This is a genomic window from Sphingobacterium sp. NPDC055431 (genome assembly GCF_053644255.1).
Map to the genome: position 1 here is coordinate 156,783 of NZ_JBSHLH010000002.1, position 12,490 is coordinate 169,272.

The following is a 12,490-nucleotide window of genomic DNA, read 5'->3' on the forward strand; positions in this document are numbered from 1 at the left end:
GTTGTATTAATTAGTTGTTATTGAGTATACTATTAGTGATTATTTTATTAAATAATAGGATTCTACTGGTATGTAGGTCCAAAGTCGGTATTAGGTTTTTCTATTTATTCTTACAAATGTGAGTTTTTATTAGAATATTGAGATTAATAGTTTATTTTTGTGCTTTTAGCTAACTTGGACTGGTTTTTGTTTGTCTGACCAAATAATATTAATAATAGTTTTATGAGAATACTTCTCTGCTTTATTGTTGCATTAGGCTTGTTTACATCTTGTGCATCTAGAAAGGATTTAATTTACTTTCAACCTGATTCTACGCAGTTAAATACTTCATATGAGCTTAATGCTCCGAAGTTACAACCTGGCGATATCTTAGCAATTTCCGTTACTGCAGACGATGTAAGGGCCACGACTCCTTTTAATCAAATTTCTCCTTATCAAGGAGCATCAGGAACTATTCAATCCACAAATCCATTTATTCCTACTTATTCAGTAGACGTTAATGGAGAGATTGATTTTCCTAAATTAGGAAAAGTAAAATTGGCAGGAAAAACAAGAACCCAAGCCATGGAATTTCTTAGAAAAGAGGTTGCTCGTTATATTGTTGATCCAGGAATAAGTATGGAGGTCCGAAACTTTCGTGTCACTGTTTTGGGAGAAGTAAAGAATCCAGGTTCTTTCCCAATTAACAATGATAGAATTACTATTTTAGAAGCTCTTGGGCTTGCAGGTGATTTAACTATTAATGGAGTAAGGAATAATGTGATGGTTATTCGAGAACAAAATGGAAAAAAGGAAGAGTACAGGGTGGACTTAACTAAGAAAGATGTCTTAAATTCGCCTGTTTATTACTTAGCTCAAAATGATGTAATTTATGTTGAGCCGAATGGTGCAAAAGTTCAATCATCTAAATATACTCAAAATACAGGGGTTTTTGTTTCTGTTGCGAGTTTAATTATTACAATGGTATCAGTTTTAACTCGTTAGTTATTATTTTAAAACATGAATAATCATTCTACAAATTCATATTCCTCTAATAAAGAGAAAGACGAACCAGAAATAAATATTAAACAACTGTTTGAACAATATGCTTATTATTGGAAGTGGTTTTTTGTCTCTATAGTTATTTGTCTGATAGCTGCATTTGTTTATTTGCGATATGCGGATAAAATATATAATGTTACAGCGAAGATTTTGTTACAAGATGAAAATAAAGCAACTGGAGAATTAGCCGGTCTATCTGAATTAGCTACTTTAGCAGGAGGAGGGTCAGCCTCTGCTTTTGTCTTAGATCAGATTGAAGTAATGAAATCTCGAAGGATATTTAATAAGGTTATTGAACAGAATAGATTAAATACAATTTATTTAAGCAAGGGAAATGTAAAGACTTCGGAGATGTTGGAATCTCAATCTCCCCTTAGAGTAGTTTTCTTGGAACCTAATAATCCTAAATTAGATTCGGTTAAATATAATTTGATTATTCAAAAGAAGCAGAATAGATTTTTTATTGAGGATGAAGAAAATGGATCTAGAGCCTTTTCTTTGGGAGAGAGCATAACAAGCCCATTAGGGCCTATAATGGTCTTGCCTCAAGGGAATAAACCAATTGAATCTGATATTATTATTTCATATTCACCTGTTAACAAAGCTGTGGATGATCTCCTAAATGCGATCCAAATAAATTCCAGCAAAGAAAAGCAATCTTATGTTGTTAGTTTTTCTATGAATTCAGGTAATAAAAAAAAGGCCGAGTTAATTCTCAATTCTTTGATTGATCAATATAATAAAGATGTGACTGAAGATAAAACTAGATTGTCAAGAGCTACTACTGCATTTATTGACTCAAGATTAGAACTAATCTCAAAGAATTTATCGGAAGCGGATTCTAAAGTTGCGGATTATAAGGATCAGAATAATATGGTTGATATGAGCTCCGAAATTCAGATGTATATGCAGAATGCTTCTGAAAATGAGCGCAAGCTTATTGAATACCAAACGCAATTACGCTTAGCTGATATAATGGGAGGAGCCGTGACTGGAAATGAAGGTGATTTATTACCTTCAAATATAGGGCTCAATGATTTGTCAATTCAAAGTTCTATTAAAAGCTACAATGATCTGATATTAGAAAGGGATGATCTGTTAAAATCTGCTACTCCCGACAATCCTATTGTGCAAAATCTTAACAAAAACATCAATGAAATTGGTATATCTTTGCGCACATCCTTAAATAATTATCGACAAGTTCTACAAAGCAATGTAAATGCCTTACAAGGTCAAAAGGATAAATTCGAAAATAAATTAAGCTCTTTGCCGAATCAAGAAAGGGGTTTTAAGGATATCTCAAGAGAACAACAAATTGTTGAAACGTTATATTTATTTTTATTACAGAAAAGAGAAGAAACTGAAATTCAAGCAGCTGCTACTCCAGCAATTTTGAAAGTTATCGATGAAGCTTACGGGTCGGATCAACCTGTTGCACCAAGGGGGGCGATTATCTTATTGGCTTCTTTGATTGCAGGATTTCTAATTCCATTTGGGATTCTTTATTTAAAATTCTTGATGGATAATAAGGTTCATTCACGTAGGGATATTGAGGACAAATTTAATGCCCCGATTTTAGGTGAAATTCCGGAATCGGAGGATCCAGTAGTTAAGGATAATGATAGATCATCTTTAGCTGAAGCTTTTCGAATTTTACGTACTAATGTTTCCTTTATGTTGGGAACTAAAAAAGATTCGGCTGTAATCTTTGTGACATCAACGACATCAGGAGAAGGGAAATCGTTTGTGGCAACTAATCTTTCGAGAATTTTAGCAATGTCTGGAAAAAAAATTTTGTTGATAGGAGCAGATATTCGGTCGCCGAAAGTTTTAGATTACTTGGGTCTATCTCATTTACAACATACAAATATTGGTGTTACTCAATATCTAATTAATCCTGATATGCCGGTGGATAATATTATTATTCATAAACCGGCTCCTTATGATTTTGATATTATATATTCTGGTTATATAGCTCCAAATCCTGCAGAATTATTAATGAATGGACACTTTCATGAAGTGATTGAATATGGTCGAGAAAATTATGATTTTGTTATTGTAGATACTGCACCTGTAAGCTTGGTTACGGATACCTTATTGATTTCGGAATTTGCTGATCTTACTATATATGTTGCTCGTGCGAACTACTTAGATAAACGCTTGTTAAATGTTCCTAAGGAACTATATGAACAGGGTAAATTGAAGAATATGGCTGTGGTGTTAAATGATGTCGATTTTGCCAGAGGTTATGGCTATGGCTATGGCTATGGCTATGGTTATGGTTATATAGATTCTAGTTCTGTCTCGATCAGAGCAAAACTCAAAAAACAGTTTAAGAAACTTTTTAAGAATAATAAATAATAAGAAGGTGTCTAAAAAGGCACCTTCTTCTGTTTTATAGCTTTCTGGAGCTCAATTATAATTTCATGAGCAATATTAAGCTGCAAGTCGATGTTTTGTACTTTTCAGCATGTTGATGGCTTGATTTATCGCAAATAGGAAGTTTTTGCCACCTGGTTTACCAATAAAAGCTTTGTTTTTCCACTTTTTTGCCCATTTTCTTAGGTTATGGGCAATAGCCATCAAGCCGAACTCCACGGTAACTTTCTCCAGTCCTTTCATACTAAATCGGGTAAACCTGTTGTTGCTTTTCATCTGTCCAAATACCGCTTCGACTTCCACGGGTCTTTTGCTTCGATGGTATAGCCCCTGTGCCGACAGTAACCTTTCTCTAGCTCTGGCCTTAAGCCAAGCAAGGCGGTGATTGACTTCAATCAGACGATTGCCCTGGGCTTTATGACATCCACCACGCATCGGACAGCCCTCACATCGCTGAGCTTGATAGCAGCTCACCTGGGCGGTGGATATTCTGGAGTAAGCTGACCCCAGCAATCTGGACAAAAAAGAAATCACCATCTGCATTTAGAGGCTGTTAAAGCATGGAATTCTGGCGGATATTGACCCCTTATGCACTCATTTTTCATGGGTTTCTGTTTTTTGGTTTATTTGGGCTAGACCTAATCGATATATTCCAATGGCCGGTAAATCAAGACCCATGAGTCAGATCAAACAGTTAATACGATTGCACAGGGAGAATTATCCCATTAAAACAATAGCCCGTCATCTTTCCATCAGCAAGAATACGGTAAAGTCCTATCTAAAGAAGGTAACGGACCTGAATCTATCTCTGGAAAGGATACTGGAACTGGAAGATCCAGTTCTTGAGCGGATGCTCAGATCGGGGAACCCCGCCTATCGGGACGAGCGTTTCGAGTATCTAAAAGAAAGGCTTCCTTATTTTGAAAAAGAACTATCACGAATAGGTGTAAACCGGAGACTTTTGTGGGAAGAGTATTTAGTAGCTCATCCACAGGGATATAGCTATGCCCAGTTCTGTTTCCATCTAAAGCAATTACTGGTCTCACGTCGTGATGGAAGCATGATACTGGACCACGAACCCGGTGACAAGCTTTTCATCGATTTCTCCGGCAAGAAGCTGGGTTACATCGACCATGAGACTGGTGAAATCATTTTATGCGAGATATTTGTTGCGTGCCTGCCATATTCCAACTATTGTTTTGCCATGGCCGTTCCCAGTCAGCGATCCCCCGATTTTCTCTATGCACTGGACTGCTGCCTGCAGTTTCTTGGAGGGGTCCCCAGAGCGATTGTCCCGGACAACCTCAAGTCAGCCGTCATACGAACCGATCGGTATGAACCAGAGATCAACAGGTCCATGGAAGATCTGGCAAACCATTATGATACGGTCGTAGTGCCTGCAAGGCCTGCCAGGCCCCGGGATAAAAGTGCCGTAGAGAACCACGTGAAGATCATCTATACCCAGGTATTTGCCCGGTTACGCAACAGGCAGTTCTTTGATCTCCCCTCACTCAACCTTGCTATCGGAGAGTGTATCGAGAGATTGAACCAGACCAGAATGCAGGACAGGAACTATTGCCGTCAGGAACGGTTTCTCAGCAACGAGCTGTCCAGTCTCAGACCACTTCCTCGGGACCGCTTTTCGATGAAATATTATACGACCCTCAAAGTGGGAACCAATGGACATGTACATCTCAAAAGGGACAGGCATTCCTATAGCGTTCCTTATGTCCATATTGGCAAACAGGCCCTAGTGGTCTATACTGAGCGTTTAGTCCACATCTATATTGAGAACGTACAGGTAGCCCTGCACAGCAGGAATTTTGTTGCCAACAAATACTCGACGCATCCCGAACACCTTGCTTCCAAGCACCAGCAGTATGGCACCCGTTCGCCAGATTATTATATCAAGCGCGCTCTGGATATCCATCCGGACTTTCACTTACTGGTCGTTCGGGTCTTTGGGCAAAGCGACCGATATCCGGAACAACTCTACAGAACGTGCGAAGGACTCTTTAGGCTGCACCGTAGCTATGGGGAAACATTCTTCAAAGCATGTGAAATTGCCTTAAGGAACGACATGCTGTCCTATAAGTTCCTACAAAGAATATTGGAAAACGGAATGGTGGAGCAACAGCAAGAGGGGGCGGATAACAAGCAATTGCCACAACATGAAAATATCAGGGGAGCATCCTATTACTCATAAAAATGAACTATAAAACTTAGAAACAGATGAATGTAGAACAACAATTGAACACGCTCCGCTTCCATGGAATGGAGCGTCAATGGAAAGCGATGAAAGAAACACGGCAGATCGGAAAACTGGCGCTGGAAGAAGGACTTACCCTGTTGCTGCAGGCCGAATCTGACAGTCGCTTCGAACTGCGGTTCGAGAGGTTAAAGAAGAATGCAGCCTTCTGTCTTGTCCTGAAATAGCTTTACACCAAAATTGTAAAGGACATGGGAAAAGTTCCAAAAAATGGTGTTAAACAGCCATTCAAAAAGAGGGGTACATCGTATTCAGAAGAAGTAAAGCGCAAGATCGTTGGTGAGATAAAATCAGGTTTTCACAGTCATCGTACAGCGGCTAAAATTTATGGTATAAGTAGAAATACAATTAATAGTTGGGTTATTCAGGATTCTTTGCTTCCTTTGATAAGACCGATTCAAAAGCCGATGAAGGAACCAAATGAAACCTCAAAAGTAAAGGCGCTCTCTAAGCAGGTGATAGATCTACAGAAAGCTTTGGAAAAAGCCAACCTAAAGATTGAAGGACTGCAGACCATGATCCAGGTTAGTGAAGAGGAACTCAAGATCAAGATCAGAAAAAAGCTTGGTGCCAAACGGTCAAAAGAATGAGGCAGAGCCATCCCCACATAAGTCTGGGAGATCTCTGTGCACTGTTTGGCGTCACTAGACAGGCTTATTACGACGCTATCCGCTATGCGGAAAAAACAACGATAGCAAATATGGTCGTCCTGACTCTGGTAAAGGAAATTCGGATACAGATGCCATTGTTAGGGACAAGGAAGCTGCTTCACGTTCTCGAACCACGGCTGATCGAACACGGTATAAAAATGGGGCGCGATCAGCTGTTCAATTTACTTCGGTTCCATGGCCTGTTGATCAGGCGGCGCAAGCGCATAGTCCGCACCACAGATTCCAACCATATCTTTAAGAGATACCCTAACCTGATAAAAGAACTTATCATCACGGGACCTGAACAGCTCTGGGTAAGCGACATTACTTACATCAGGACGGTACAGGGCTTCAGTTATCTCAGCCTCATCACCGACGCGTACTCCCGAAAGATTGTTGGATATGCATTACATCCCACTCTTGAGGCGACGGGCTGTTTAAGGGCATTGGAGATGGCGATATCTAACTGGAAGCATGTGTCTCCCTTCTACCTCATCCATCATTCGGACCGTGGGATCCAGTACTGCTGCAACGAGTATACCGAAATGCTTCAACGTTATGGAGTCGCTATAAGCATGACCCAAAACGGCAGTCCCTACGATAACGCTCTGGCCGAACGGGTAAACGGGATCCTGAAAAACGAATTCTATCCCAAACGGGTTTACCAGAATCATAAAGATGCTTCTAAGAATATTGACAAGATCATCAGGATATATAACAGTCAACGTCCGCATGCCAGCTTGGATTTCCGAACGCCGGAAGGAGCGCATTTTCATAACGGCGAAATCAAAAAGCGATGGAAGCGTTATCCAAAAAAGTTAACGTCAACTGAAAAAGTAATTTGAAAAGATATTTTAGATGAAAGAAGGAGTTTGTATACTTGTAAAGGATTTTCAGGATTACCAAATAACACCTGTAAGATCTTTCTAGGACTAATGGTTAAATCTGTAAAGTTTTTTTAGGACGAGACAGTTAAATCTGTAAAGTTTTTTTAGGACGAGACATTGTGCCAGTCATTTAAGTCTGTTAGGGCCAGTTATTACGGTTCAAAGTGTGCCAAATGACCAGTAATGATTTAGTATATTACGGATCGATTTGTGCCAAGATTAGTTTTCAAGAAAATTTTGGTTTCATATTCTCTCCTTAATTTGTTATTACGGTTCGATTTGTGCCACCGTCCGTCAATCATCATCTATGTCACTACTCTTTAAACAGCAGTGGTTTACGGTTTGATTTGTGCCACTTTCTGAGATCAATAAATTACCTTGTCGCCAAAAAAAATCAGCGACATGGCCAATATACTTGATCCAATGGACTTAAAACAGATCCTTACATTACATATTGATGGTTTGAGCAATCGTAGAATAGCCGTCATTTTGGGTATTTCACGCAATACCGTAAATACCTATATCAAACTGTTCTCTGCCAGTGATTACCCTTTCACGTCTCTTCTGGAGTTGGCTATGTCTACTTCTCTCCCGACAAGAGCTATTATAGCGTTCCATACCGTTTCATAGGAAAAGAGACCATGATACACTATACAGATACCCGTGTGGAAGTATATTATAATCATCAGCGCATTGCTCTCCATCCCAGGAATCTCTCCAAGGGTAGCTATATTACCAATACGGATCACCTGAGCAGTACGCACAAGTTCTATTCGGACTGGAATCCGGAGTTCTTTAAGAGAAAGGCAGCTACCCATGGATAATATGTACTGAAGTGCGTGGAAAGGATCCTCACTTCTCAGGACTATCCGGAAATAGGTTACAAAAGAGCGCTGGGTGTCATTGAACTTTATCGATCATATAGCTCAGAGAGACTGAACAATGCCTGCAGAAGAGCTTGGGAAACTGAGGCTTGCTCATATGGACACATCAAAAACATCTTAAAGAATAATATGGATAAACTGCCCTACGATGAAACTGGGGGAGAAGAGCCAAAGCCCCATATCCCTTACCATGCGAACATCAGGGGCGCATCTGCCTATAAATAATACTAAAATCATAACATTATGAACAATCAGACAATCGAGAAACTAAAGAACATGCGCCTGGGTGCAATGGCGCGACTGCATCAGCAGAACGTAGAACAGAACAAGCTTGAAGGGATCACCTGTGATGAATATCTGGCAATCCTGACGGATCACCAATGGGAAGAAAGAGAAAACAATAAAACGGAACGACTGATCAAACAGGCCTGCTTTAGACAAACGGCGAGCATAGCGGACATCAATTACCGGAATGAGAGGAACCTGGACAAGAACATGTTCCTCAGGTTGAGTACGTTGGACTTTATATCACGCAAAGAGAATATAATTATATGCGGGGCCTCCGGAACTGGTAAAAGCTATATTGCACAGGCACTGGGAAATCAGGCGTGCCTTTATGGAAAGAAAACCTTCTATGGGATAACTTCCAGGATCTTCAAGAGGCTAAAGCTGTGTAAAGTGGACGGGACATACCTAAAAGAACTCGATAAACTAAATAAAATGGAATTATTGATACTAGATGACTTTGGCTTGCAAGCCCTTGATGTTCAGGACAGGGAATCGCTAATGGATATAATAGATGACAGACATGGAAAGAGATCGACGATCATATCTTCCCAGATACCTGTGGCAGCATGGTACGAAATTATTGGTGGAGAGGGAACCGTAGCAGACGCCATACTCGATAGAATTGTGAACTCTTCTCATAGGATAAATCTAGAAGGAGACTCTTTACGTAAAGGAAAAATATGATGGATATAAAATAACTTTTTCATATAATTGTACGATCTCAAAAGTGGTACGGTTTGACCCAAATCGATGGCACAATCCCTCCGAAATACCCACGCAATGCGGACTCCTGATTACTATATCACGGAATGATTTTTTATTAGAATTTTAAACCGCATAAGGTTTGGTTGTTAATTTTCCATTAAATGAGCTGGTTGGATTGTGCGTTGTTCGGAGAAATGTTACTTTTGGTAAAAGTTCCGTAAACTTAGAAAGGAATCGGTTTCACATTGGGCTTGGCCGCACCACGGGAAATTCAGCAGGTCAATAGTAGGGTCAAGATGGCATTAACTTTGCAGGTGATGTATTTATTGGACGCGCCCAGGTCTCCCCTCAAGGCTTTTGCTCGTAATTTTTTAGGTATAACAGTAACAGTTAATGGATATAATAGGATTAAGAAGGTATTTTAAGAAAGACAGCCCTAGATGGGTTATCTTGTTGATTGACATGGCGATCGTGCTGTTCAGTTATTACTTTTCCAACTTTGTGATCAACAGTTTCAAGGGTAGGTTCGGAGTTGAGCTGATGGCCAAGAAGTCGATACTCATTGCATCTGTATACTATCTTTCCTTCCTATATTTTAGGACATACAGAGGTATCGTCAGGCAGACGGGATTCCGTGATGCCTGGGGGATATTCAAGGCGGTATTTGTGGCATGGTTGCTACTGATGGTCGTTTCGACCATTATAAGGACGGCCTATGACCGTCAGGCTGAGATCAGTGCATTCCTCAGACCTTCGTATGCCGTATTATTTACCCATGCGATCTTTACTACAGTATGCTTGGTTGCGGCAAGGGTTTCCTACCGCAGGGTCTATGAGAGCTTCTTTTTGGGTGGACGTGCGATTGAGAACGTGCTGATATTTGGAGCGGGGAACATGGGCATGACCACGCTTAACCTACTACGCAACGATACGCGCAAAAAGGTGAAGGTCGTGGCTTTTGCCGACGACAACCAAAACCGCATCGGAAAGCTGATCAATGGCTATAAGATCATTGATATGAACAGCCTTAACGAACATTTCGTACGGGAACTTAAGGTCGAAACTATCATTATTGCTTTGGACGATAACAATAAGGACCGTCTCTCGAAGATCTCCTCTAAGATCGAGCCATTGCCCGTAAAATTGAAGATTATGCCAACTTCGGCTAAATTATTGAGCGGAAAGGTTGCCACTCGGCAGTTGAGGACATTAAAGATCGATGATCTATTGGGTAGGGAGGCTATCAAGCTCGAGAATCCGGTCGTCCACGAGATGATGCGGGAAAAGGTGATCCTGGTGACCGGGGGGGCCGGGTCGATTGGCTCGGAATTGGTAAGGCAGATAAGCTTTACGGATTTTGATAAGTTGATCGTAATCGATCAGGCGGAATCCGCCTTATATGATATCCAGCAGGAATTAAAGGGGAACTGCCATAAGGACACCCTGTTTATGGTGGGGAACGTTCGTGACCGTCAGTTCATGGATTCTGTATTTGATAACTATCGACCACATATCGTCTTTCATGCGGCGGCCTATAAGCATGTTCCACTTATGGAACAGAACCCCTACGAGTCGATTCTTACCAATGTCTGGGGGTCGAAGAACCTTGCCGATATGGCCGACAGGTACTGCGTAGAGAAATTCGTTATGGTCTCTACGGACAAGGCGGTAAATCCAACCAATGTTATGGGAGCCACCAAACGTACCGCAGAGATCTATGTATCGGCGTTAAACAGCAGGAGCCGGACCAATTTTATCGTTACGCGATTTGGGAATGTTCTGGGTTCAAACGGTTCGGTTATACCGCTGTTCGAGCGTCAGCTGAAGCGCGGTGGTCCCCTAACGGTGACCCATGAAGATATCACGAGGTATTTTATGACGATTCCGGAGGCCTGTCAGTTGGTCCAGGAAGCTGCCGTTATGGGGCAGGGCGGTGAGATATATGTCTTTGATATGGGGCAGCCCGTAAAGATAATGGACCTGGCAATCCGCATGATCCGCTTGAAGGGTTATCGGTACCCGCAGGATATCGGAATAGAAGTAACCGGACTAAGGCCAGGGGAGAAGATCTATGAAGAATTGCTTGCCGATGGCGAAAGTACCACTAGGACCTATCACGAGAAGATTATGATAGCTAGGGTTCGTACCGATGATCTTGATGTTAATCGAGAGCGTATAGAGCATCTTTGTAATCAGGTAGCTTCACAAGGAACTAATCATAATCCGATGGTACTGGTAGAACTTCTAAAGGAAATCGTTCCAGAGTATAAATCGCAGAACTCTGTGTTTGAACAGCTGGATAAGACACCTTTAAATTTATAAAGGGAATATGTTGCAGCCAGGACCTCTTTGAAGTTCCTCTACTGCTACAGGTACTTTCAGGAGAATCTATACTGGATTACAACTATTTTCTTATTTTAAAACTCGCCTGGGTGCCGGTCCGAAGATAGGGAAGGTTACATGGCCAATCAGGTTCATGGCCATTACCGTACCATTGCAAGATATGATGTGGTCTGGTGATATTTGTAAACCTAGGATATCATTCAAGAAATTTTCTAGGACGGCCCTAAAGCTATCGCTACCTTTCGGATCACCGTAGCGGCCATATCTATAACAATATCCGCCTCTGTTCAACTGGCTCCGGTAAGCCTGGTATTATTCTTTCAGAAAGCTGAGCTTGGGATCGGTTAAACCGTCGTCCAAGCTCAACCCCGACCCTGTTACGATTGGAGGGGTTGATAGTTTACTGATATCTGGGAATTTTTTGCTGGACAATATTTGATTCCCCGATCCCCGGGGGGCATTGTCGTCCATTCCCGTTTGTGGGGTTTCCGTGTGCAGTATATTCCCGATGTAATGCCCACTTCCAACTTTTGATCTAATCCAGCCCTGCAGTTCCAGTTCTTCATAGGCCTTGGACACCTTAGACCGGTTGACCAGCAGCATTTCACCTCATTTCCTGCTACTGGGCAACCTTTGGCCCATCAGGAGCTGTCCCGAACTAATGTATTTCAGAAGTATCTGAGAGAGAACCAAAGATTTTCTATTTCCAGAATATTGGTTTAATTCTAATTTCAGTTTACATAAAATTGAATTTTCCATTCATTGAATATCGGCTTGTTTATGTCGTCCAACTTAATTCTAAATTCGAACGATTAAAAATTAATTTATGTACATCCCAACTGAATTTCGACCAGAAGGCCAAAGGAGCGATATGGATTTTTGCTTAGATATGGTTTTGCCACACTGCTTAACATTAATGGCCAACGAATAATCGGAAGCCATGTACAATCCCTTGCGGAACAACCAAATGTAGATATGGCCATTCTATATGGACCTGTTTCAAAATTGAATAGCCATTCTGATACCGGGAATAGTTCAGGATGT

13 protein-coding genes are annotated in these 12,490 nt (G+C 41.1%); 11 read left to right on the forward strand and 2 right to left on the reverse strand.

Annotation, left to right across the window (positions count from 1 at the left end):
* Nucleotides 1-222: 222 nt before the first annotated feature.
* Together ACWIB3_RS03625 and ACWIB3_RS03630 are read left to right on the forward strand one after the other, a co-directional pair.
* Nucleotides 223-984, forward strand: coding sequence for a polysaccharide biosynthesis/export family protein (locus ACWIB3_RS03625; RefSeq protein WP_454290907.1), 762 nt, complete (start codon nucleotides 223-225; stop codon nucleotides 982-984).
* Between the two features lie 15 nt (nucleotides 985-999).
* Complete coding sequence (locus ACWIB3_RS03630; RefSeq protein ID WP_454290908.1) at nucleotides 1,000-3,402, forward strand: GumC family protein; 2,403 nt, start codon at nucleotides 1,000-1,002, stop codon at nucleotides 3,400-3,402.
* Between the two features lie 75 nt (nucleotides 3,403-3,477).
* On the opposite strand, the gene ACWIB3_RS03635 is transcribed toward ACWIB3_RS03630, so the two are convergent.
* Nucleotides 3,478-3,963 (reverse strand): transposase, encoded by a 486-nt coding sequence (locus ACWIB3_RS03635; RefSeq protein ID WP_454290909.1) that lies wholly within the window; start codon nucleotides 3,961-3,963, stop codon nucleotides 3,478-3,480.
* A gap of 133 nt (nucleotides 3,964-4,096) precedes the next feature.
* Here ACWIB3_RS03635 and istA point away from each other — a divergent pair, with 133 nt between their 5' ends.
* From istA to ACWIB3_RS03680, 9 genes are all read left to right on the forward strand, one after another.
* Complete coding sequence (istA, locus tag ACWIB3_RS03640; RefSeq protein WP_454290910.1) at nucleotides 4,097-5,626, forward strand: IS21 family transposase; 1,530 nt, start codon at nucleotides 4,097-4,099, stop codon at nucleotides 5,624-5,626.
* Nucleotides 5,627-5,652: 26 nt separating this feature from the next.
* Nucleotides 5,653-5,856 carry a hypothetical protein gene (locus tag ACWIB3_RS03645; RefSeq protein WP_454290911.1) on the forward strand — a complete coding sequence of 68 codons (204 nt, stop codon included), beginning with the start codon at nucleotides 5,653-5,655 and terminating at the stop codon, nucleotides 5,854-5,856.
* A 24-nt stretch (nucleotides 5,857-5,880) separates the two neighbouring features.
* Nucleotides 5,881-6,279 (forward strand): transposase, encoded by a 399-nt coding sequence (locus ACWIB3_RS03650; protein ID WP_112375785.1) that lies wholly within the window; start codon nucleotides 5,881-5,883, stop codon nucleotides 6,277-6,279.
* Entirely contained in the window at nucleotides 6,276-7,184 is a 909-nt protein-coding gene (locus ACWIB3_RS03655; RefSeq protein ID WP_454290912.1) for an IS3 family transposase, read from the forward strand. Before ACWIB3_RS03650 ends, ACWIB3_RS03655 begins: the two co-directional genes overlap by 4 nt.
* Before the next feature lie 444 nt (nucleotides 7,185-7,628).
* Nucleotides 7,629-7,856, forward strand: coding sequence for a sigma factor-like helix-turn-helix DNA-binding protein (locus ACWIB3_RS03660; protein WP_454290913.1), 228 nt, complete (start codon nucleotides 7,629-7,631; stop codon nucleotides 7,854-7,856).
* A gap of 11 nt (nucleotides 7,857-7,867) precedes the next feature.
* Entirely contained in the window at nucleotides 7,868-8,050 is a 183-nt protein-coding gene (locus ACWIB3_RS03665) for a hypothetical protein (RefSeq protein WP_454290914.1), read from the forward strand.
* A 15-nt stretch (nucleotides 8,051-8,065) separates the two neighbouring features.
* Nucleotides 8,066-8,335: a hypothetical protein gene (locus ACWIB3_RS03670; protein ID WP_454290915.1), complete on the forward strand. Its 270-nt coding sequence runs from the start codon at nucleotides 8,066-8,068 to the stop codon at nucleotides 8,333-8,335.
* 18 nt (nucleotides 8,336-8,353) lie between these two features.
* Nucleotides 8,354-9,082, forward strand: a complete 729-nt coding sequence (gene istB / locus ACWIB3_RS03675; protein ID WP_260045433.1) for an IS21-like element helper ATPase IstB — start codon at nucleotides 8,354-8,356, stop codon at nucleotides 9,080-9,082.
* Between the two features lie 414 nt (nucleotides 9,083-9,496).
* Complete coding sequence (locus tag ACWIB3_RS03680; RefSeq protein WP_454290916.1) at nucleotides 9,497-11,425, forward strand: polysaccharide biosynthesis protein; 1,929 nt, start codon at nucleotides 9,497-9,499, stop codon at nucleotides 11,423-11,425.
* A 333-nt stretch (nucleotides 11,426-11,758) separates the two neighbouring features.
* On the opposite strand, the gene ACWIB3_RS03685 is transcribed toward ACWIB3_RS03680, so the two are convergent.
* Nucleotides 11,759-12,025: a hypothetical protein gene (locus ACWIB3_RS03685; protein WP_454290917.1), complete on the reverse strand. Its 267-nt coding sequence runs from the start codon at nucleotides 12,023-12,025 to the stop codon at nucleotides 11,759-11,761.
* Nucleotides 12,026-12,490 lie beyond the last annotated feature (465 nt).

Coding starts and splice junctions, on each gene's coding strand:
- ACWIB3_RS03625 (WP_454290907.1), top strand. CDS start 223: ATGAGAATACTTCTCTGCTTTATTGTTGCATTAGGCTTGTTTACATCT.
- ACWIB3_RS03645 (WP_454290911.1), top strand. CDS start 5,653: ATGAATGTAGAACAACAATTGAACACGCTCCGCTTCCATGGAATGGAG.
- ACWIB3_RS03650 (WP_112375785.1), top strand. CDS start 5,881: ATGGGAAAAGTTCCAAAAAATGGTGTTAAACAGCCATTCAAAAAGAGG.
- ACWIB3_RS03660 (WP_454290913.1), top strand. CDS start 7,629: ATGGCCAATATACTTGATCCAATGGACTTAAAACAGATCCTTACATTA.
- ACWIB3_RS03680 (WP_454290916.1), top strand. CDS start 9,497: ATGGATATAATAGGATTAAGAAGGTATTTTAAGAAAGACAGCCCTAGA.
- istB (WP_260045433.1), top strand. CDS start 8,354: ATGAACAATCAGACAATCGAGAAACTAAAGAACATGCGCCTGGGTGCA.
- ACWIB3_RS03655 (WP_454290912.1), top strand. CDS start 6,276: ATGAGGCAGAGCCATCCCCACATAAGTCTGGGAGATCTCTGTGCACTG.
- istA (WP_454290910.1), top strand. CDS start 4,097: ATGAGTCAGATCAAACAGTTAATACGATTGCACAGGGAGAATTATCCC.
- ACWIB3_RS03635 (WP_454290909.1), bottom strand. CDS start 3,963: ATGCAGATGGTGATTTCTTTTTTGTCCAGATTGCTGGGGTCAGCTTAC.
- ACWIB3_RS03665 (WP_454290914.1), top strand. CDS start 7,868: ATGATACACTATACAGATACCCGTGTGGAAGTATATTATAATCATCAG.
- ACWIB3_RS03630 (WP_454290908.1), top strand. CDS start 1,000: ATGAATAATCATTCTACAAATTCATATTCCTCTAATAAAGAGAAAGAC.